The 21,798-nt window shown below is 71.5% G+C and carries 15 protein-coding genes; 8 read left to right on the forward strand and 7 right to left on the reverse strand.

Going from position 1 to position 21,798, the window contains the following annotated elements; genetic code table 11:
* The first annotated feature begins 126 nt into the window (after positions 1-126).
* Together ACFKCF_RS21430 and ACFKCF_RS21435 are read left to right on the forward strand one after the other, a co-directional pair.
* Positions 127-1,326 (forward strand): sensor histidine kinase, encoded by a 1,200-nt coding sequence (locus tag ACFKCF_RS21430; protein WP_394496009.1) that lies wholly within the window; start codon positions 127-129, stop codon positions 1,324-1,326.
* Positions 1,319-2,260, forward strand: a complete 942-nt coding sequence (locus ACFKCF_RS21435; RefSeq protein ID WP_394496010.1) for a hypothetical protein — start codon at positions 1,319-1,321, stop codon at positions 2,258-2,260. Before ACFKCF_RS21430 ends, ACFKCF_RS21435 begins: the two co-directional genes overlap by 8 nt.
* Here ACFKCF_RS21435 and ACFKCF_RS21440 read toward each other — a convergent pair.
* The 3 genes from ACFKCF_RS21440 to ACFKCF_RS21450 all read right to left on the reverse strand — a co-directional run bounded on the left by ACFKCF_RS21440 (position 2,168) and on the right by ACFKCF_RS21450 (position 4,912).
* Complete coding sequence (locus ACFKCF_RS21440; RefSeq protein ID WP_394496012.1) at positions 2,168-2,809, reverse strand: VC0807 family protein; 642 nt, start codon at positions 2,807-2,809, stop codon at positions 2,168-2,170. The two genes, ACFKCF_RS21435 and ACFKCF_RS21440, sit on opposite strands and share 93 nt — an antisense overlap.
* Before the next feature lie 213 nt (positions 2,810-3,022).
* Complete coding sequence (leuE, locus tag ACFKCF_RS21445) at positions 3,023-3,670, reverse strand: leucine efflux protein LeuE (protein WP_394496014.1); 648 nt, start codon at positions 3,668-3,670, stop codon at positions 3,023-3,025.
* A 33-nt stretch (positions 3,671-3,703) separates the two neighbouring features.
* Complete coding sequence (locus tag ACFKCF_RS21450) at positions 3,704-4,912, reverse strand: serine hydrolase domain-containing protein (RefSeq protein WP_394496016.1); 1,209 nt, start codon at positions 4,910-4,912, stop codon at positions 3,704-3,706.
* Between the two features lie 288 nt (positions 4,913-5,200).
* Here ACFKCF_RS21450 and ACFKCF_RS21455 point away from each other — a divergent pair, with 288 nt between their 5' ends.
* Positions 5,201-6,592: a cellulase family glycosylhydrolase gene (locus ACFKCF_RS21455; RefSeq protein ID WP_394496017.1), complete on the forward strand. Its 1,392-nt coding sequence runs from the start codon at positions 5,201-5,203 to the stop codon at positions 6,590-6,592.
* Positions 6,593-6,829: 237 nt separating this feature from the next.
* A complete protein-coding gene (locus ACFKCF_RS21460) occupies positions 6,830-9,913 on the forward strand; it encodes a BTAD domain-containing putative transcriptional regulator (protein ID WP_394496019.1) in 3,084 nt (1,027 codons plus the stop codon).
* Here ACFKCF_RS21460 and ACFKCF_RS21465 read toward each other — a convergent pair.
* The 3 genes from ACFKCF_RS21465 to ACFKCF_RS21475 are packed head-to-tail and all read right to left on the reverse strand — an operon-like array spanning position 9,886 to position 13,138.
* Complete coding sequence (locus ACFKCF_RS21465; RefSeq protein WP_394496021.1) at positions 9,886-11,472, reverse strand: CocE/NonD family hydrolase; 1,587 nt, start codon at positions 11,470-11,472, stop codon at positions 9,886-9,888. The two genes, ACFKCF_RS21460 and ACFKCF_RS21465, sit on opposite strands and share 28 nt — an antisense overlap.
* The gene (locus ACFKCF_RS21470; RefSeq protein WP_355210058.1) at positions 11,469-12,230 is read right to left on the reverse strand and encodes an ABC transporter permease; all 762 of its coding nucleotides are present in this window, start codon (positions 12,228-12,230) and stop codon (positions 11,469-11,471) included. Before ACFKCF_RS21470 ends, ACFKCF_RS21465 begins: the two co-directional genes overlap by 4 nt.
* Complete coding sequence (locus ACFKCF_RS21475) at positions 12,227-13,138, reverse strand: ATP-binding cassette domain-containing protein (RefSeq protein WP_394496023.1); 912 nt, start codon at positions 13,136-13,138, stop codon at positions 12,227-12,229. Before ACFKCF_RS21475 ends, ACFKCF_RS21470 begins: the two co-directional genes overlap by 4 nt.
* A gap of 160 nt (positions 13,139-13,298) precedes the next feature.
* Here ACFKCF_RS21475 and ACFKCF_RS21480 point away from each other — a divergent pair, with 160 nt between their 5' ends.
* The 4 genes from ACFKCF_RS21480 (at position 13,299) to ACFKCF_RS21495 (ending at position 20,205) form a co-directional block, all read left to right on the forward strand.
* Positions 13,299-15,128 (forward strand): M14 family zinc carboxypeptidase, encoded by a 1,830-nt coding sequence (locus ACFKCF_RS21480; RefSeq protein ID WP_394496024.1) that lies wholly within the window; start codon positions 13,299-13,301, stop codon positions 15,126-15,128.
* Positions 15,129-15,352: 224 nt separating this feature from the next.
* Positions 15,353-16,930 carry a chitinase gene (locus ACFKCF_RS21485; RefSeq protein WP_394496026.1) on the forward strand — a complete coding sequence of 526 codons (1,578 nt, stop codon included), beginning with the start codon at positions 15,353-15,355 and terminating at the stop codon, positions 16,928-16,930.
* A complete protein-coding gene (locus ACFKCF_RS21490; protein WP_394496027.1) occupies positions 16,927-18,339 on the forward strand; it encodes a carbohydrate-binding protein in 1,413 nt (470 codons plus the stop codon). The genes ACFKCF_RS21485 and ACFKCF_RS21490 overlap by 4 nt, the downstream gene beginning before the upstream one ends.
* Before the next feature lie 54 nt (positions 18,340-18,393).
* Positions 18,394-20,205, forward strand: a complete 1,812-nt coding sequence (locus ACFKCF_RS21495) for a chitinase (protein WP_394496029.1) — start codon at positions 18,394-18,396, stop codon at positions 20,203-20,205.
* Here ACFKCF_RS21495 and ACFKCF_RS21500 read toward each other — a convergent pair.
* On the reverse strand, positions 20,198-21,769 hold the full coding sequence (locus tag ACFKCF_RS21500; protein ID WP_394496031.1) for a molybdopterin-dependent oxidoreductase: 1,572 nt from the start codon (positions 21,767-21,769) through the stop codon (positions 20,198-20,200). The two genes, ACFKCF_RS21495 and ACFKCF_RS21500, sit on opposite strands and share 8 nt — an antisense overlap.
* Positions 21,770-21,798: the final 29 nt, after the last annotated feature.

Consider the following 21,798-nt stretch of genomic DNA (forward strand, 5'->3'; position numbering starts at 1 on the left):
AGGCGCTTTCGGGGTGGGGCTAGCACCACCGCGGCAGTGGACGCCGCCCTACCCTGACTTTCGTCAGGGTCGCCGGCTTACTTCCGGTGGCATCGGCGGGTGCGGGTGGCGGCTACCGTCGGTGCGGTGAGACGTCTTCGCCGGGAGAGCCGCCGCCAGGTGGTCTACGACCTGCTGCTCTGGGCCGTGCTCAGCATCTTCGTGACGGCCATGGGCCCCGACCCGTTGGTGGATCCGGCCGCTTTCGCCGTGGTGAGCCTGCCCAGGATCGGGCTGGCCGCGGTCGCGGTGCTGGTGGGCCGCCGCTGGCCGCTGGCCGCGCTGGTGCTGCTGTTGCCGCTGGGACCGTGGCGGTTCAGCGAGGGGTTCGCGACCGTGGACCTGAGCTGGCTGCTGCCCAGGCGCAACGTGAAGATCCTGCCGCTGCTGGCCACCTCGCCGTTCATCATGTGGTACGCCTACCTCACCGGCCGGCGCCTGGCCGCGCTCTGGCCCGCGCCGGCGGCGTTCTGCCTGATCTCGGCCGTCGGCGTGGGCGTGGTGCTGGCCAAGGGCGGCGACCTCGCCCTGTGGGTGTCCATGGTGACCGCGCTGCTCGGCACGTACGTGGTGCCGTACCTGCTGGGGCTGCTCAGGCGCAGGCTGCTGCAGGGACGCACACAGGCGAGGCTGGCCGCCGAGGCGCAGGCGCGGCTGCGCGAGCGGGCCAGGATCGCGCGGGAGATGCACGACTCCCTCGGCCACGACCTGGCCCTGATCGCGGTGCGGGCGGCCGGGCTGGAGATGGCCCCAGGGCTGAGCGAGACGCAGGTCAGGGCGGCGGGGGAGCTGCGGCTGGCGGCGGCCGACGCCACGGACCGGCTGCGCCAGATCATCGGGCTGCTGCGCGAGGACTCCGACGCGGCGCCGCTGTCACCCGTGAACGAGGACGTGACCGAGCTGGTGCGGCGGGCCAGGGACTCCGGCATGCCGATCACCCTGGACCTGGCGCCGGGGCCGGTGCCCGACCTGGCGCACGCGGTGGTCCAGGAAGGGCTCACGAACGCCGCCAAGCACGCCCCGGGGGCCCCGGTCGGGATACGGGTCTCGCCGGAGCGCGTCACCGTGCGCAGCGGCCGCCCGCGCGCCCGGCCTCTCGCGCTGACCGGCGGGTTGGGGCTGGCGGGCCTGCGCGAGCGCGTACGGCTGGCCGGGGGCACCTTGACCGCCGGCCCGGTCGGCGACGGCTTCGAGCTGGACGTGAGCATCCCCCGCGCGGGGGAGCAGGATCCCCGCGGCTCGGGAGGGAACCGGCGGCCCGCCGGGCGACGCTCGGAGCATGACTGAACGCAGACCGGGGATAGGCCGCGTCACCGCCGCGATCATCGCGATCGCCGCGATGCTGCCGTACCTCACGCTGAAGACGCTCTGGCTGACGGGACACCCGGTCGGGGTCACCGATCCGGCCTTCATGGACGACCCGGCGATGATCGGGCTCAACACGATGACGTTCGGCATGGAAGCCGTCGGGCTGGTGCTGGCGCTGGCGTTCACCATGCGGTGGGGGCGGCGCCTGCCGGCCTGGCTCGTGCTGCTCCCGCTCTGGGTGGGCACCGGCCTGCTGGCGGTGGTGACCGTCACGGCGCCGATCATGGTGCTGGCCGGGGGACTGGCGGTCTTCGAGACCGGCGGGGCCATCGAGCCGTGGATCTACATGATGGTCTACGGCGGCTTCGTCGCGCAGGGCGCCGGTCTCATGACGGCCTTCGTGCTCTACTCGCGCGACCGGTGGCCGGGCGTCTTCACCACTCGGATCGATCATGCCTTCGCCAGTCCGACCCGGTCGTTCCAGACGGTCGTGGCGTGGGGCGCGCTGCTGGTGGCCGGGCCGATCGGCGTGGTCAAGCTCGCCGGGGGCCTGCAGGACCGCGTCGAGGGTCTGCTGGCCGTCGCCGGGGCCGTCGCGCTCGTGCTGGTGGTCCGGCGGCGCGGGCGCGGCCCGTTCTGGGCGCCGCTGGTGGCGGCCTGGCTCGGCTCCGGCTCCCTGTTCGCCGGCGGGCTCTACGTGATGATCATCAGCTCCGTACGGGCGCCGCTCGGCGCGCCGGGGGCGGAGCTGGCCGAGCTGTTCGGCATGCTGACGGGGCTGGTCATGGGGATGTGCGGCGCGTTCCTGCTGACCGAACGGTCAGGTGTGGGCGACGTTCAGCCGGCGGAGCACCCGCTTGAAGGCGAAGACGGAGAACGCGATCGCCAGCCCGCTGATCACGGCCACGGCTGATGTCCTCAGCACCATGAACCCGCCGAGCGACCCGGCCACGTACTCATGGACGGCCAGGGCGATGCTGAGCGTCGAGTTCATGAGCAGCACGAACGCCCACAGCAGCGTGATCCTGGCGAAGAACCTGCGGACCCGCTCGTGCTTGAGCACCGCCGACGGCAGGTGGATGTAGTCGAGCGTGAGCTTCTGCACGAGCGGCCTGTTGAGCCGGACGGAGGCGAGGAACGCCATGCTGATGCAGATCGTGCCCATCTCCGGCTGGATGAAGAACCACATCCACGTGCCGGTCCAGAACGCCACGAGCGCGCGGACCGTGATCGCGAACGCGGCCAGGAACATGGTCGCGGGCACCTTGACCCGCCTGATCAGCCGCCAGCCCACCCCGATGTAGACCCAGGCGACGGTGGCGATGAGCGCCCCCTTGAACCCGAGGACCATCATGGCCAGATAGAACACCGCCAGCGGCGCCACGACGCCTTCGAGCAGCCGGGGGGCCGCCTGCCGGGCGAGTGCGGTCAGGCGTGGAAGGTGGACTGGGGGATGGTTCAAGGCTGCTCCGCAGATAGGCCGACGATCAGCGTCTACCCGGGCTTCGGGGGACATGACTTGCCAGATGGACCGCTCGCCGTAACCAGCACGGCATCACCCGCGTCCCGGGAAGCACGCCGGTGGCTTACCGTACCCGAGGAGAGGTAGTGCGACTGCCTCTTTTGACGCGTTCCATCTGTTTCCACGAAAACAGCGGGGTCTTACGGCAGGCTTTCAACCGAGTGACGAGGTGGCGAGCTTCGCGCCGAATCCGAGGAACAGGGCGCCGACTCCGGAGGTCAGACCGGCGCTGAGCTTGCGGTGCCGGCGGAACTGGTTGGCCAGGAACGTTCCGCCGAAGATCAGCGCCGTCAGGTAGAGGAAGCTGAACACCTGGATCACCGCGCCCAGGATGAGGAACGACAGCGCGGGAGTCGTGTAGCCCGGGTCGACGAACGCGATGAAGAACGAGACGAAGAAGAGGATGGCCTTCGGGTTCAGCAGGCTGATCAGCAGGGCCTTGCGGAATGGGTGCGCCTGGCGCTCCGTCCTGGCCTGCGGCTTGTCCTCCTCGGCCGGCTTCCTCGACCGCCAGGCGCCCCTGATCATCTGGAAGCCCATCCACGCCAGGTAGCCGGCGCCGGCGTACTTGACGATCGTGAAGAGCAGCGGGTTGGAGCGGAGCAGGGACGCGGCGCCGGCGGCGGCCAGGAACATCAGCACGGTGTCGCCGATGAAGACGCCGGCCGCGGCCCGGTAGCCCTGGCGGACGCCGTTCTGGGCGGCGAAGCTGAGGACGTACAGGGAGTTGGGGCCGGGCAGAAGAATGATCAGGAAGGCGCCGATGACGTAGGCCCAGAAATCAGTGATGCCGAAGAACATGCGTCTTACTCCAGGGGGAGGACCAACCGCACATCACGATATCTCGCCGGGTGCGTACCATATCCCGCCGTATACCTGCCTGTAGCCGAGCGCCCGGTACGTCGCGTCCACCAGCGCCTGGCCGCGTTCGTTGATCCCGAGGCCGATGCCCTGCTTGTTCATCGAGTAGCCGAACGCCAGGCGGGCCGGCGGGTCGCAGAACCCGACCGAGCCGCCCATGCCCACGTGCCCGAACGCGGTCGTCGACAGGAGCGCGCCCTCCTGGTCGGCGGGCGGCAGGTGCCGGTTGTCCGCCGCCTTCACGAAGCCGAGCGAGAACCGCGACGGCACCGCCAGCACCGCGTCGGTGCCCGCCGAGGCGATGATCGACATGTGGACCAGGTGCTCCCCGGTGACCAGCTCGCCGCCGCCCAGCGACAGCGGCCGGTACATCCCCGCCAGGCCACGGGCGTTCGTGATCGCCCCGACGGCCCCGAACTCGGCCGCGTGCGCCGCCCGGCTGTCCGACTCGCCGGGCGCCATGTAGCCGCCCTCGTTCGCCAGCAGCAGCGCGGGGATCGAGGCCGGGTCCGTGAACGCCTTGACGTAGAAGGACGGCGGCGTCCCGGGCGGGTCGGCGGGGATCGTCGGCGCGACCCTGTGCTCGTACTCCTCCGGGAGCCCCAGCCAGAACTCCAGGCCCAGCGGCTCCGCGACCTCCTCGCGGAAGAACGTCCCGAGCGAGCGCCCGCTCACCCGCCGCACGACCTCCCCGACCAGGTAGCCGAACGTCAGCGCGTGGTACCCGTGCCTGGTGCCCGGCTCCCAGAACGGCTCCTCGCCCGCGAGCCTGTCGGCCATCAGCTTCCAGTCGTAGAACGCGCCGGACGGCAGCTTCTCGCGCAGCGCGGGCAGGCCGGCCTGGTGGGCGAGCAGGTGCCGGACGAGCGTCGCGCCCTTGCCGCCGGCGCCGTACTCGGGCCAGTAGCGGGTGACCGGGGCGTCGAGGTCGAGCTCGCCGCGCGAGGCGAGGATGTGGGCGCAGAGCGCCGTCGCGCCCTTGGTGCACGACCAGACGTGCCCGATGGTGTCGCTCTGCCACGGGACGCCCGGTGCGGCCTGGCCGCCCCACAGGTCGACGACCACCTCGCCGCCGACGATCACGCACACCGACGCACCCACCTCGCCGCGGCCGACGAGGTTGCCCTCGAACTCCTCCGCGACCTGCGAGAAGCGGGGATCGCAAGTGCCCTGCACGCTCATTGCCCGAATCCATCACGAAAGGCGGACCCTGTAAACCTTTACCCGTAATACCTATTTGTTTACTATGGAATACAGGTGGGCTCGCTGATGCGCTGGGGCTGGCGGCGCTGCTGTCCGTGGGTTCGCCGTTCGAGATGGGCGCGGTTCGCGTGGCTAGGGGTGGCCGCGTGGACCGCGCCCTTTGACTGTTGTCGTCAATTTGGGTCTTGTCCTCCGGTGGAGGTCCGATCTACGCTCCCCATACTCGTTAGTAAGGTTTCCTAATGAACGAGTGAGGAGCTCACCCCCATGCATCGATCCGTGCGGCTCGCCGCCATCGCCGCGATCGTCGCCGCCTCCTTGCAAGCCGCCCCGGCCCAGGCCGCGACCACGTACGAGGCCGAGAACGCCACCGTCTCCCAGGGTGTGGTCGAGTCGAACCACGCCGGCTACAGCGGCACCGGGTTCGTCAACTACGACAACACCACCGGCTCGTACGTCGAGTTCGCCGTCGACGCCGCCACCGCCGGCCCCGCCACCCTCACCCTGAGGTACGCCAACGGCACCACCACGAATCGTCCGATGGCCATCGCCGTGAACGGCACCGCCACCACCAGGGACTTCCCCGGCACCGGCGCCTGGACCACCTGGCAGGAGTCCACGCTCACCACCACCCTCAACGCCGGGACCAACACCGTCCGCGCCACCGCCACCACCGCCAACGGCGGCCCCAACCTCGACCGCCTGGTCCTCGGCACGCCCTCCAGCACCGGCACGCCCGTCCAGGCCAACGGGCAACTGCAGGTGTGCGGGGTCAGGCTCTGCAACCAGAACGGCAAGCAGATCCAGCTGCGCGGCATGAGCAGCCACGGCCTGCAGTGGTACTCCCAGTGCCTCAACACCGCCTCCCTGGACGCCCTTGCCAACGACTGGAAGGCCGACGTCCTGCGCATCTCCATGTACATCCAGGAAGACGGTTACGAGACCAACCCCCGGCTGTTCACCGACCGGGTGCACAACCTGATCGAGCAGGCCACCGCCCGCGGCATGTACGCGATCGTCGACTGGCACATGCTCGATCCGGGTGACCCGAACTACAACCTGTCGCGGGCCAAGACGTTCTTCACCGAGATCGCCCAGCGGCACAACGGCAAGAACAACCTGCTCTACGAGATCGCCAACGAGCCCAACGGCGTCTCCTGGTCCACCATCAGGAACTACGCCAACCAGCTCATCCCCGTGATCAGGCAGTACGACCCGGAGACCCCGATCCTGGTGGGCACCCGCGCCTGGTCGTCGCTGGGGGTCTCCGACGGGGCGACCGAGTCCGAGATCGTCAGCAACCCGGTCAGCGCCACCAACATCATGTACACGTTCCACTTCTACGCGGCCTCGCACGGCAGCGAATACCTCAACACCCTCTCCAGGGCCGCCGATCGCATCCCGATCTTCGTCACCGAGTTCGGCACCCAGACTGCTTCCGGTGATGGGTCGAACAACTTCACGCGGTCGCAGCAGTACCTCGATCTGCTGGCGCAGAAGAAGATCAGCTGGGTGAACTGGAACTACTCGGACGACTTCCGCTCGGGCGCCGTCTTCACCGAGGGCACCTGCCCGAACGGCCCCTTCGCGGGCACCTCCCGGCTCAAGCCCGCCGGGGTCTGGGTCCGCGACCGCATCCGCACCCCCGACGACTTCTGACCCCCTTATCGATCCAGCCAGGGCCCTCCCGGACCCTGGCTACCCCTTTCCACCCCATCGACCCATCCCTCCTCCGGACGCTGGGAGGGTGCGCGGCCGAGGTGCGGCGCCTCATGGGCATCCGCCATCACCGCAGCCCGCGCGGTCGCCGCAGCCCCTGCGCTGCCGAAGAAGCGGCGCGGGGGCGGTGGTGGGTGCGGGCCGCGAGGGGAGAAGGGGCAGGGCAGGATGTGACATGTGCGGATTTGCATTCTCGGGCCGCTGGAGGTCGAGGGCGACGGGGGACCGATCGCGGTCGGCGGGTTCCGGCTGAGGGCGCTCCTGGCCGTGCTGGCGCTCGAAGCCGGCCGTACCGTCACGGCCGAGCGGCTGATCGACGCCCTCTGGCCGGACGACCCGCCCGCCAACGCGGCCAACGCCCTCCAGACGCTGGTCAGGCGGCTGCGGGTGGCGCTTCGCCCGTACGAGGTGGTGGAGAGCAGGCCGGGCGGCTACGCGCTGGCCGTGGAGCCCGACGACGTGGACGCCCTGCGGTTCAGGCGGACGGCCGCGAAAGGGGCCGGAAAAGGGGAGGGCCTGGAGCTCTGGCGGGGGCCGGCGCTGGCCGATCTGACCTCCGTGCCGCTCCTGGCGAACGCGGCCGCCGCCCTGGAGCAGGACCGGCTCTCCGCCGTCGAGGCCCGCGCCGAGGCCGGGCTGGCGGCGGGCGCGCCGGTCGATCTGACGTCCGAGGTCGCCGCGCACCCGCTGCGTGAGCGGCTGGGCGCGCTGGCCATGCGGGCGCTGGCCGCGGAGGGCCGGCAGGCGGAGGCGCTGGAGCTGTTCGAGCGCACCCGCCGCACGCTCGCCGACGAGCTCGGCGTCGATCCCGGGCCCGAGCTGCGCGCCGCCCATCTGGCCGTCCTGTCGGGAGACGTCCCGGTACGCCCCGCGGCCCCGGCGGCCCAGGTCCGGCAGCGGGGCAACGTACGGACCCCGCGGACCAGCTTCATCGGCCGCGAGGCCGAGCTGGGCCAGCTGGGCACCCTCCTCGGCCGGGCCAGGATCGTCACGCTCGTCGGCCCCGGCGGCGCGGGCAAGACCAGGCTGGCCACGGAGGTGGCGCTCCGGTCGGCCGAGGCGGTCTGGATGGTGGAGCTGGCCCCGGTCAGCGACCCGGCCGACGTCCCGGGAGCCGTGCTCGACGCGCTCGGCCTGCGCGACGACCGCCCGCCGTACCGCCTGCCCGCCGATGGGACGGGGCCGGTGGAGCAGGTGGCCGAGGCCCTCGCGGGCCGCCCCGCGCTGCTCGTCCTGGACAACTGCGAGCACCTCGTCGACGCCGCCGCCGAGCTGGCCGAGCGGCTGCTCACCGAGTGCCAGGACCTGAGGGTGCTGGCCACCAGCAGGGAGCCGCTCAACCTGCCGGGCGAGCACCTCGCTCCCGTCCCGCCGCTGGAGCCGCCGCCCGTCGGGGCGAGCGCCGAGCAGGCGGGGGCGTACCCGTCGGTCCGGCTGCTGCTCGACCGGGCCGGGGCCGCGCGGCCGGGGTTCGCCGTCGACGGCGGGAACGTGGCCTCCGTGGTGGCGCTCTGCCGCAGGCTGGACGGCATGCCGCTGGCCATCGAGCTGGCCGCGGCCCGGCTGCGCACCATGACGCCGAGGCAGCTGGCCGACCGCATCGACGACCGGTTCAAGCTGCTCACCGGCGGCAGCAGGACCGCGCTGCCGCGCCAGCAGACGCTCAGGGCGGTCGTGGAGTGGAGCTGGGAGCTCCTGGGCGAGCAGGAGCGGGTGCTGGCCAGGCGGCTGGGCGTGTTCGCGGGCGGCGCGACGCTGGAGGCCGTCGAGGCGGTCTGCGGGGGAGCGGCGGACGTGCTGGGCGCGCTGGCCGACAAGTCGCTGGTCCAGGTCTCGGCCGAGGGCCGCTACTCGCTGCTGGAGACCATCCGCGCCTACGCGCTCGAACGGCTGGCGGAGGCGGGCGAGGTCGGCGAGTACCGGCGGCGGCACGCGGCGTACCTGCTGGATCTGGCCGAACGCGCGGTGCCCGAGCTGCGGACGGCCGCGCAGATCGCCTGGATCGAGCGGCTGTCACCCGAGCGCGACGACTTCGCCGCGGCCCTGCGGTACGTCATCGACGAGCGGGACGCCGGGTCGGCGCTGCGGCTGTGCGCGGCCCTGAACTGGTACTGGTGGATGACCGGCTACCGCAAGGAGAGCGCGACCTGGGCCACGCAGGTGCTGGAGCTGGTGGGCGACGATCCGCCCGCAGGGCTGGCCGAGGCGTACACGGCGTGCATGTTCGCGTACGGCGTGGACAAGTTCGGCACGATCGTCAACGACCGGCCCGCCATGCTGGCGCTGTCGGAGCTGATGAACCGGCTCATCGAGCGGGCCGAGCAGGAGGGGTCGCTGCATCCCATGATCCGGCTGAGCAGGGCCGTCATGGCCGCCGCCGCGGGGGACGACGACCGCGCCGCCGAGCTGATCGAGGAGTACATCGGCAGCGACGACCTCTGGTTGTCCAGCTCCGCCCTCATGGTCGGCGGCCGGATGCGCAGCGAGGAGCGGCTGGAGCGGTCGGTGGCCGGGTTCAGGCAGCTGGGGGACCGGTGGGGGCTGACCGAGGCACTGCTGGGCCTGGCCGAGGTGCGGGCCGCCCGGGGCGCGCCGACGGACGACCTGATCGCCGAGACCTGGTCGCTGACCAGCCGCTGGGTCGGCTCGGACGAGGCGATCTCGACGCTGCTCAGGCTGGCGGAGCTGCGGCTGCGGACCGGCGACCTGGACGGCGCGCGCGAGGACCTGGCCAGGGCCAGGGCGAGCATCGACGGGGAGACGACGGCGTACACGCGGTTGCTGCTTGGCCTGGCCGAGGCCGCGCACGCCTGCCACCTGGGCGATCTGGACCGGGGCCTGGAGATGTACCGCGGCCTGTTCCCCGTGCTCGCCGAGGCCCCGCCGATGGTGCAGCTGGCCGCCGCGCTCAGGACCGCGTACGGCCGGGCGCTGGCCCGCGGCGGCGACCTGGACGCCGGTCTCGAACAGCACCGCCTGGCCCTCGAAGTGCTCGGCACCTCCAGCCCGGACCGGCCGCTGCTGTCGCAGGTGCTGGCCGGGTTCGCGCTGGCCGCGCAGGTCGAGGGCGACCAGGAGCGGGCGGCCGTGCTGTTCGGGGCGTCGGCGGCGGTCGAGCCGCACGACGTCTCGCCCGACACCACCGAGGGCGCGCGGACGGCCAGGGCCGCGCTCGGTGACGAGCACTACGACGAGTGCTTCGCCAAGGGCGCGGCCATGTCCCGGCAGGAGGTCTACGGGATGGTCGGCAGTACGACGTAGGAGGGACCGTGCAGCGTTGTGGTGCCCTTGTCCAGGTTCCGCCCGAATCGGGGGAAGTTGGAGCCTGCCACGTCGATCCTGATCCGGTGCCCGGGCAGGAAGGCGTTCGAGATCGCGCCCAGCTGCACCCGCACCTCGCGCACCTCGCCGGGCACCAGGCCCGTCAGCCTGGCGATGCCGTCGGTCAGCAGTTCGGCGCGCCCGTCGGGGTGGACGTCGATCAGCTTGGCCGTCACGTCGGCGCTCGCCGCGGTCGAGGAGACCCGCGCGACCAGCTCGACCGGGCCGCTCACCTCCACCCGCTCGGTGAGCGGCGCGGTCCGGTGGCGCAGGACATCGCCGCGCCCGTCGAGCGGCCGCTGGTCGAGCGGGCCGAACGCGTCGAACGTCATGATCGCGCCGCCGAGCGTCGGCACGGGGTCGCCGGGGTCGCTGACGAACTCCGCCGTCCCGCCCTCCCCGGGCGTCGCGCTGAGCCCGCCGTCGAAGCCCAGGTGGTACGGCACGGACCTGGACCGCCGGACGGGCCAGTCGTCCTCCTCGCGCCACGCGTCGTCGCCCATCACGAAGATCTTCACCTTCGCCCCGTCGCGCAGGGGCGCCCCGCGCAGCCAGTGGTCGAACCAGTCGAGGTGTACCCCGGTCCAGTCGATCGCCTCCTGGCTCGCCTGGTCCCCGTAGTCACGCCCGCAGATGTCCCGCTCGTGCGTGAAGTGCGTCCACGGGCCCACGATCAGCCGGGACTCGCCGCCCAGCCGCTCGTAGTGCTCGATGGAGCCGTCGCGGAAGTAGTCGTACCAGCCGGTGCTGACCAGGGCGGGCACCTCGATGTCGCCGTGCCGGACGATCCCGTCCCGCCAGAGCGGGTCGAGCGGGTCGGGGGTGTCCATCCACGCCGAGTAGAAGGGCACCAGGTCCGCCAGCAGCGGCTGGTCGCTCAGCGGCAGCCGCTCCGACAGCTCCCTCAGGCGCTCGTCGAGCCCGTGCGGCAGGCCGATGGCCGCCAGGTACCTGCCCTTGTCCTCCTCCGTGGCCGTGCCGAGCGCGATCCGGCGGTCGAGCTCGTCCACGGCCAGCACCATCGCGCTGACGGTGAGGATGATGTTGAGGTTGGGGACGCCGCCCGGCTGGTAGACGCACTCGTACAGGCCTGCCGGGGAGACGTGCGGCGCGATGGCCTTCAGGCCCTCGGGGCGCTCCTGGGCCGCGAGGAGCTGGGTGATCGCCAGGTACGAGTCTCCATACATCCCGACATTTCCGTCGGACCACGACGCGGTCGCCGCCCACCGGACCGCGTCGTGGCCGTCGGCCGCCTCGCCGCTGACGAACCGGAACTCGCCCTGCGAGGCGCCGGTGCCGCGGACGTCCTGGATGGCGACCGCGTACCCGGCCGCCACCAGGCGGGGCACGTCGAGGTGGTACCCGGGGCCCGCCGCGCCCCGGCCGTACGGGGTGCGCGACAGCAGCACGGGGAAGCGCCCGCTCTCGGCCGGCCGCCACAGCGTCGCCACCAGCTCGGCGCCGTCACGGGTGGTCATGGTCTCAGTGGTCTCGATCATCGGACTCTCCTGTTGTAAGCACGAAGGGCAAGAGGGGCGAAGAGGACGAGCAGGGCGGCGGTCCAGCCGAGCGTGATCCACACGTCGGAGGCGTGCGGGCCGCCGGTCAGCAGCCCGCGCAGGGCTCCGGCCAGGTGGGAGACGGGGTTGACGCCCATCCACCAGCTCAGCCAGCCGGGCATGTCGGTGGCGGGGACGAAGGCGCTGCTGCCGAAGGTGAGCGGCAGCAGGACGGCCGTCGCCATCCCCTGCATCGACGTGACGGACTTGGCCACCAGCCCGATCCACGCCGATCCCCAGCTCAGCGCCATGGCCAGCAGCAGCACCAGCCCGAGCCCGGCCAGCGCGCTCAGCGGGCCGGTCGTGACGCGGAAGCCGACGGCGTACCCGACGACCATCGACATCACGATGGTGATCAGCAGCGTGAGCAGGTCCGCCAGGATGCGGCCCGCCAGCGGCGCGGACCTGGCGATCGGCATGGTCCTGAACCGGTCGAACACGCCGTTGCCGATGTCGGTGGCCAGGTTCATGCCGGTGGTGATCGTCGACATCAGCGCCACCTGGACGAGCACGCCGGGCAGCATGTACGCCACCGCGCCCGCCCGGTCGCCGCCGGCCGCCCCGCCGAACAGGTACACGAAGATGACGATCATGAAAACGGGCTGGAAGAGCAGGCCGAAGAGCTGGCCGGGATGGTTCTTCAGGGGGATCAGGCTGCGCCAGGCCAGCGTGAGGCCCTGGGAGAGCGCGGTGGTCATCGGTGGTCTCCGGTCAGGGTGAGGAAGACGTCGTCGAGGGAGGGCAGGCGCAGGGCGTGCTCGGCGAGCACGATGCCCGCGTCGTCCAGGTCCCGCAGCAGGGCGGGCGGCACCGAGAGGTCGTGCACCGGGACGCTGACCACGCCGTCGGCGGCCTTCGCGCCGAGGATGGTCTCGGCCTTCTCCAGGTCGGCGGCGCGCAGCGGCCGCACGTCGAGGCGGTGCCCGCCCGCCAGCGCCTTGAGCTCCGCGGGCGTGCCGGACGCCGCGACCCGGCCCCGGTCGATGACCAGCAGGTCGTCGGCGAGCTGGTCGGCCTCCTCCAGATACTGCGTGGTCAGCAGCACGGTCACGCCGTCGGCGGCCAGCTCCCTGACCACCTCCCACAGCTCGCCGCGGGCATGGGGGTCCAGGCCGGTGGTCGGCTCGTCGAGGAACAGGATCCGCGGCCGGCTCACCAGGCTGACGGCCAGGTCGAGGCGGCGGCGCATGCCGCCCGAGTAGCCGCTCGCCGCGCGGTCGGCCGCCTCCTCCAGGCCGAAGCGGGCCAGCAGTTCCCTGGCCCTGGCCCTGGCCGACGGCCGCGACAGGCCGAGCAGGCGGCCCACCAGCAGCAGGTTCTGGGTGCCGGTCAGCTTCTCGTCCACCGAGGCGTACTGGCCGGTCAGGCCGATCAGCTCGCGGACCTTCGCGGCCTGGCGGGTGACGTCGTGGCCGCCGACCAGGGCGCGGCCCGCGTCGGGGACGGCCAGGGTGGCCAGGACGCGCACCGCCGTGGTCTTGCCCGCGCCGTTCGGGCCGAGGACGCCGAGCACCGAGCCGGCCCGCGCCGCCAGGTCGACGCCGTCGAGCGCGCTCTTGTCGCCGTATCTCTTGACGAGCCCTTCGGCTTCGATCGCGTACTTCATGTCCCCAACGGTGTCCGGGCCCGCTGGCATCCACCTGGCATCGACCTGTCAGGGGGATGGTGCATGTCCGTAACTTTGGGCCTTTCCTCCGTGAGGCAACGTCTTCAATCTCGGGTCAGGCGCCGGACACATCCGATCCCGAGCGCCCGAGGAGGACGAGGTGCGACACCGATTAGTCATCCTGCTGGCAGCCCTCAGCCTGATCAGCCTGACCGGCATGACAGGGGCGGGCGCCGCCGCGGAACCCCCGGCCAACAAGCAGTACCGCGTGCAGGGCCCGGCGGACGCGCGGCAGCGCAGCGCCGTCGCGGCCACCGGAGCGGCCATCGAGGAGGTGGCCAAGGACTCGGTCCTGGTCACGGCGACGGAAGCCGAGATCTCCGCCATCAGGCGGCTCGGCTACCGGGTGGCGGAGGCGCCGCGCCCGACATCCCCGTCCGGCGTCGAGGCACTTGACTTCCCGCCGGCGGACTCCGGCTACCACAACTTCGCGGAGATGAGCGCGGACATCAACGCCCTGGTGGCGGCCCATCCGAACATCGTCAGCCAGTCCACGTTCGGCACCTCGTACGAGGGCCGGGCGCTGCGTCTGATCAAGATCAGCGACAACGTGGGCACGGACGAGAACGAGCCCGAGGTGCTCTTCACCGCCCACCAGCACGCCCGCGAGCACCTGACGGTCGAGATGGCGCTGTACATCATGCACCTGCTGGCCGACAACTACGGCACGGACTCCAGGATCACCAACCTGGTCAACACCAGAGAGATCTGGATCATGCCGGACCTCAACCCGGACGGCGGCGAGTACGACATCGCCACCGGCTCCTACCGCTCCTGGCGCAAGAACCGGCAGCCGAACTCCGGCTCGTCGGCCGTCGGCACCGACCTGAACCGCAACTGGGCCTACCAATGGGGCTGCTGCGGCGGCTCGTCGGGCTCGACGTCCAGTGAGACGTACCGGGGCGCGAGCGCCGAATCGGCCCCCGAGGTCAGGGCGGCGGCCAACTGGGTGCGCAGCCGGGTCGTCGGCGGCGTGCAGCAGATCAAGACCAACCTCGACTGGCACACCTACAGCGAGCTGGTCCTGTGGCCCTACGGCTACACCTTCAACGACACCGCTCCCGGCCTGACCCAGGACGACCGGGACGCGCACGCCACGCTCGGCCAGAACATGGCCTCCACCAACGGCTACACACCCGAGCAGGCCAGCGACCTCTACATCACGGACGGAACCATCGACGACTGGATGTGGGGCGCCTACAAGATCTTCAGCTTCACGTTCGAGATGTACCCGACCGGCTCGAATCCCGGCTTCTACCCGCCGGACGAGCAGATCGTCCCGCAGACCACCCGCAACAGGGAGGCCGTGCTCCGCTTCCTCGAATACTCCGACTGCGTCTACCGGATCATCGGCAAGGAGGCCCAGTACTGCGGCACCGGCAACCCGCCGCTGACCGTCTACTCCGACACCTTCGAGACCGCCACGGGCTGGACGGCCAACCCGTCGAGCACCGACACCGCCACCACCGGCCAGTGGGAGCGCGGCGACCCCGAGGCCACCACCTCCAGCGGCGCCAAGCAGCTCGGCACCACGGTCAGCGGCACGAACGACCTGGTCACAGGCCGCCTGGCAGGCTCGGCCGCCGGTGACTTCGACATCGACGGCGGCATCACCTCGATCCAGTCGCCGCCCATCACGCTCCCGTCCACGGGCTCGCTGAACCTGTCGTTCTCGTGGTACCTGGCGCACGGCTCCAACGCCTCCAGCGCCGACTACTTCCGGGTCCGCGTGGTCGGCAGCACCACCACCACGGTCCTGAACCAGGCGGGCGCCGCGTCCAACCGCAACGGCGCCTGGACCACCGCGACGGCCAGCCTGAACGCGTTCGCGGGCCAGACCGTCCGCATCCTCATCGACGCCGCCGACGCCTCGGGCGCCTCCCTGGTGGAGGCCGGCGTGGACGACGTCAGGATCACCCAGCAGTCGTAGGCCGCTCCACCACTCCGCCGCACAAGATCTCCTGTCTTGTGCGGCGGAGTCTTGTTTGGGTCTTGTAAGCATCCGGTGTCAAGGCTACGATCGCGCCAAATACTTAGGAAAGTTTCCTATAAGTAACCGGATCCGAGTCAGCACCTCCTTGCCTGTGCCGTACGGCTTGCGCTCTCACCCCCCGGTGCAAGCCGTACGGCACGCCACCCCCGAAGGAAGAACTCGTGAGACCTCGCGCGATCCTCCTGGCGCTCTCCACCCTCGCACTCACCCTGTACGCCCTCCCGGCCCAGGCCGCCCCTCTCGCTGCCGGGGCCACCGCGACCTTCGTCAAGGTCTCCGACTGGGGCTCCGGATTCGAGGGCAAGGTCACCGTCACCAACGGCACCACCACGGCCATGAACGGCTGGAACGTCCAGTTCGACGTCCCGTCCGGCTACTCGATCCCCTCCGCGTGGGACGCGGTCATGTCCCGCAGCGGGCAGCACTACACGTTCACCAACCCGAGCTGGGCCTCCCCCCTCGCGCCCGGGGCCAGCGCGAGCTTCGGCTTCAACGGCAGCCCCGGCAACTTCCCCGGCATCACCGGCTGCACGCTGAACGGGGCCTCGTGCGGCGGCTCGACGGCCGGGGCCCCGGGCAAACCGGGCGCCGCCTCGGCCACCGCGACCGGCAGCGCCATCTCCCTCTCCTGGGGGGCGTCCTCGGGCACGGTGACCGGCTACCGCGTCTACGAGGGCGCCGTTGTCAAGGCCGCGGTCACGGGCACCTCGGCCACGATCGGCGGGCTCGGCTCGTGCGAGACCCACACCTACACCGTCAAGGCGTACAACTCCGTCGGGGAGTCGGACGCCGGCGACCCGGTCACCGCCACCACCACCGGCTGCACCGGGGGCGGCGGGACGCTGCCCAGGCACTTCCTGACCGGCTACTGGCACAACTTCGCCAACGCCGCGGCCGAGCTCAAGCTGTCGGCCGTGCCCAACGAGTACGACCTGATCGCCATCGCGTTCGGCGAGGCCACCGCCACCGCGGGCGAGGTCGCCTTCGCGATCGACCCCGGGCTGGCCTCGGCGGTCGGCGGCTACACCGACGCCCAGTTCAGGGCCGACGTGCAGGCCCTGCACCAGCGGGGCAAGAAGGTCATCCTGTCCGTGGGCGGCGAGGCCGGGCGCGTGCAGGTCGCCGGCGCCGCCGCCGCGACGAGGTTCGCCGACTCGGTGTACGCGCTGATGCAGTCCTACGGCTTCGACGGCGTGGACATCGACCTGGAGAACGGCCTCAACGCCACCTACATGGCCCAGGCGCTGCGGGCGCTGCGCGCGAAGGCCGGCTCCGGGCTGATCATCACGATGGCCCCGCAGACCATCGACATGCAGTCGACCGGGGCGGAGTACTTCAAGCTCGCCCTGAGCATCAAGGACATCCTCACGGTCGTCCACACGCAGTACTACAACTCCGGGTCCATGCTCGGCTGCGACCAGGCGCAGGCGTACGGGCAGGGCTCGGTGAACTTCATGACCGCCCTCGCCTGCATCCAGCTCGAGAACGGCCTGCGCCCCGACCAGGTGGCGCTGGGCCTGCCGGCCGGGCCGGGCGCGGCGGGCGGCGGCGTGGTGTCGCCGTCCCTCGTCAACCAGGCGCTCGACTGCCTGGCCAAGCGCACCAGCTGCGGGACCTTCGTGCCACCGCGCGCCTACCCGGACATCAGGGGCGCGATGACCTGGTCCATCAACTGGGACGCGAGCAACAACTGGTCCTTCTCCAAGACCGTCAAGCCCCACCTCCAGGGAATGCCATGAAATTTCGCAGCAAACTCATCGCATTACTCGCCGGGATCGCCCTCGCGCTGACCGGCGCCGGATTCACGACCGCCGCGCCCGCCGCGTACGGGGCCGTGCAGCAGATGGCCGCCGCCTGGGCCCCGTGGACCTCGTACGCCATCGGCGCGGTCGTCACCTACAACGGCGTCGACTACGTGTGCATCCAGGCCCACACCTCGCAGCCCGGCTGGGAGCCGCCCAACGTGCCGGCCCTCTGGAAGGCCGGCTCGGGCGGCGGCAACCCCGGCGCGCCCGGGCAGCCTGGCTCGGTCAGCACGTCCGTGACGAACTCCAGCATCTCGCTGAGCTGGGGCGCCTCGTCCGGCACCGTGACCGGCTACCGCGTATACGAGGGCTCGACGCAGCGGGCCCAGGTCACCGGCACCAGCGCGACCGTCTCGGGGCTCGGCACGTGCACCACGCACACCTACACGGTGAAGGCGTACAACTCGGCGGGCGAGTCCGCCGGCCGTGACGCGACCGCCACCACCAGCGGCTGCACTGGCGGGGGCGGGACCAAGATGGCCGGCGCCCCCTACCTCTACATGGGCTGGGGCGACCCGCCGAACCCCGGCACCGTGATGGACGCGACCGGCGTCAAGTCGTTCACAATGGCGTTCATCCTGTCCGGCGGCGGCTGCAGCCCGGCGTGGGACGGCAACCGGCCGCTGACCGGCGGCGCCGACCAGCAGGCCATCAACACGATCAAGTCGAAGGGCGGCAGCGTCCAGGTCTCCTTCGGCGGCTGGCAGGGCAACAAGCTCGGCCCCAACTGCTCGACGCCGCAGGCGTTCGCCAACGCGGTGCAGCAGGTCATCAACGCCGTCGGCCCCGCCGTCGTGGACTTCGACATCGAGAACACCGACGAGTTCGAGAACTACACCGTCCAGGACCGCATCCTGAACGGCCTCAAGATCGTCAAGCAGAACAACCCGAACGTCAAGGTCGTCGTCACCTTCGGCACCTCCAAGACCGGCCCCACCGCGCCCGGCGTGCGGCTCATCAACCAGGCCAAGGCGCTCGGCGTGCCGATCGACAACTACACGATCATGCCGTTCGACTTCGGCGGCACCAACATCTACCAGGACACGGTCAACGCCTCCGAGGGTCTGAAGAACGCGTTGAAGAGCGCGTTCGGGTGGAGCGACGTCCAGGCGTACGCGCACATGGGCATCTCGGGTATGAACGGCCTGTCCGACCAGCAGGAGCTGACCTCCCCGTCCACGTGGACCCAGATCCGTGACTGGGCCAAGTCGCACGGCCTGACCAGGCTCGCCTACTGGGCCGTCAACCGTGACCGCCCCTGCCCGGGCGGCGGCGTGGTCTCCAACTGCAGCGGCATCTCGCAGTCCAACTGGGAGTTCACTCGCATCACCGCCGGATTCTGACCCGCCGAGCGGCCCGCCCCCCACGCCGGGGCGGGCCGCGTGTGGAGGTAGCGCATGAATCTCCGAGGATCGGTCGCGCTCGCCCTGGCGCTCGTCGCGCTGCACGCGACGCCGGCCGCCGCCGCCAACGTCCTGGCCAACCCCGGCTTCGAGGCCGGCCTGAGCGGCTGGACGTGCGGCACCACGTCCGGCGCGCAGGCCGTGTCGTCGCCCGTGCACGGCGGCGCCCGCGCGCTCCAGGCCACCCCGCAGGGCAGCGACTACGCCCGCTGCCAGCAGACCGTCTCCGTCAGGCCGAACACCGCCTACCAGCTCTCGGCCTGGGTCCAGGGCAACTACGTCTTCCTCGGCGCCACCGGCACCGGCGGCACCGACCCGCAGACGTGGGGCGCGCCGGGCGCGGCGTGGAGCCAGCTCAAGACCTCCTTCACCACCGGCGCCTCGACCACGTCCGTGACGGTGTACGTCAACGGCTGGTACGGCCAGGGCGCCTATCTGGCCGACGACGTGGTGCTCGACGGCCCCGGCGGCACCCCGGACACCCAGGCGCCGACGGTCCCCGGCAACGTGTCCGTCGGCGGCGCCACGAGCTCCAGCCTCACCGCGAGCTGGGCGGCGGCCACGGACAACGTCGGGGTGGCCCGCTACGAGGTCTCCCGCGACGGGGGTGCGCCGGTCGCCGTCACCGGGACGAGCCACCAGGCCACCGGGCTCGCCGCGGCCACCACGTACCGCTTCAAGGTCCGCGCCTGCGACGCCGCGGGCAACTGCTCGGCCTACACCTCCGAGGCGAGCGGCACCACGACGAGCGGTGGCGGGGGCGGCGGCGGGGGCGGCGGCGGGCTGCCGAAGCGGGTGATGGTGGGCTACCTGCACGCCTCATTCGCCAACGGATCCGGATATATCCGGATGAGTGAGGTGCCGAACGAGTGGGACATCATCAACCTCGCCTTCGGCGAGCCCACCTCGGTCACCTCGGGCGACATCAGGTTCCGCCAGTGCCCGGCGGCCGAGTGCCCCAACGTCGAGTCCGAGGCCGAGTTCGTCGCCGCCATCAGGGCCAGGCAGGCGCAGGGCAAGAAGGTGCTGATCTCGATCGGCGGCCAGAACGGCCAGGTCCAGCTCACGACCGCGGCGGCCCGCGACAAGTTCGTGGAGTCGGTGTCCGCGATCATCGACAGGTACGGCCTGGACGGCCTGGACATCGACTTCGAGGGCCACTCGCTCTATCTCAACCCCGGCGACACGAACCTCGCGAACCCGACCACCCCGGTCGTCGTCAACCTGATCTCGGCGCTGAAGTCGCTCAAGAGCCGGTACGGGACCGGATTCGTGCTGACCATGGCGCCGGAGACGTTCTTCGTCCAGCTCGGCCACCAGTTCTACGGCCCGGGACCGAACGGCACGGCCGACAGCAGGAGCGCCTCGTACCTGCCCGTCATCCACGCCATGAGGAACGACCTGACCCTGCTCCACGTGCAGGACTACAACTCGGGCCCGATCATGGGCATCGACGGCCAGTACCACACGATGGGCGGGCACGACTTCCACGTGGCCATGACGGACATGCTGCTGGCCGGCTTCCCGATCATGGGCAACGCGGGCAACGTGTTCCCGCCGCTGCGTCAGGACCAGGTGGCCATCGGGCTGCCCGCCTCGCCGAACGCGGGCAACGGGTTCACCACGGTGGCGGAGGTGCAGAAGGCGTTCGACTGCCTCGCCAGGGGCAGCAACTGCGGCACCTACCGGCCGCGCGGCGTCTACCCGAACCTGCGCGGCCTCATGACCTGGTCGATCAACTGGGACAGGTACAACGGCTTCGAGTTCTCCCGGAGCCACCGGGCGTACCTGAACGGTCTCACCTGACGAGCTGCGTGGGCTTGAGCGGGATGCCGAGGCCGGGCGGCCGGTAGGTGGGCAGCGCCTCGCCGTACTCGTGCATCCAGGCGTGGTCCACCAGCAGCCGCATCCGCCCGCCGCCGGGCGGGCCGCCCTCCTGCACCGGGGCGGCCCGCCCGGCCAGGCGCGCGACCGCCACCGCGACCAGCCCGGCGTCGGGCGGCGACAGGTCGCAGTGGTCGTCCGGCCCGATGATCAGGTCCACGTCGGGCGGCAGCGGGTAGATCGGCCGCGGCAGGGCCAGCACGCGCGGCGGCGGCGCCATCGGCCAGCCGTCGCGCACCGCCTCCAGCAGCACCGACCGCGCCGTCCGGCGCGCGAACAGCCCCTCCGCCAGCGCCCAGCTCAGCGCGCCCACGTCCGCGCGGTCCTCGCCGCAGGCGTGCAGGCACAGGTACGGCACCAGCGGGATCCCGGCCCCGCTCGCCTGCGCCCACCCGCTGCCGCATCCGGTCAGCACCAGCAGCGCCAGCATCGCCCGGTAGGCGGTGTCGGCGTGCGGCGTCTCGAGCCGTCCCGGCACGAGCAGGCAGCGCCCGCCGGTCTTCTCCGCCGTCACGCCCAGCTCCCGCGCGGTCTTCAACGTCCGCGACGCCGCCACGCCCGTGCACGCCTCCTGCCAGGCAGGCGTGTACGGCTCGTCCGGGTCCGCGTACCCGGACGGCCACACGCCGGGCAACCCGGGCCGGCTCACCCCGTAAACGGCCAGCAGCAGGTCGAACACCGTCGTCACCAGCTCGTCGCCGTCCCGCAGCACCGGCACGCCCCGGCGCAACACGCCCGGCCCGTCGTCGAAACGCGGCAGCAGCACCTCCACCGCCTCGCCGCCGTACACGCTCAGCCGGTCGCATGCGCGCCCCAGCAGCCCGCCAGGCACGTAGGCGTTCTCGCGCGCCCGCAGCCGCACCAGCGACGGCAGGTCCGTGCGCTCCATGGCGTGCTCGGTGAACGGCGTCCTGTCCAGGAAGAACTCCTTGAGCAGCACATGACCCATGGCCATCGCGAGTGCCCCGTCCGTGCCGGGGCGCACGACCAGCGTCTCGTCGGACAACCGCGTCGGATGCGTGCCGATCGCCACCACCTTCTGGCCCTTGTAGCGTCCGGCGATCACCCAGGGGGTGTCCGGCGTGCGTACCAGCCGGTTGTTCTCCCCCCACAGCAGCACGTACGCCGCCTGCGCCCAGTCGTCGGCCGCCGGGCCCGCGAACCGCGGCCCCAGCACCTGCTCCGGCGCGCACGGGTGCTCGGTCAGCACCGCGCCGCCGAGGTCGCCGACCAGCCCCGCCAGCGGCGAGCTGGACAGCGCCGCCACCCGGTCGGCCCCGTGGCACTCGGCGGTGTGCACCATCGCCGCCGCCGTCAGCTCGGCCGCCGTGGCGTCGTCGAGCGGCACCCGCCGCTCTCCCCGGAACGGCCGATATTGCTGAGAATTCGCTGTGAGTTTCGCCCAGGCGGCAACCGGGTCACGGACCCCGTCCCGCACCTCGAAATAGAGCCTGACCAGTGCCTGGTTGACCTGCGATCCCCCCATGGAAAAAGTTCAACACAGACAGTGATGCT

It is taken from the genome of Nonomuraea sp. JJY05 (genome assembly GCF_043496855.1).
In the GTDB taxonomy this organism is placed as follows: domain Bacteria; phylum Actinomycetota; class Actinomycetes; order Streptosporangiales; family Streptosporangiaceae; genus Nonomuraea.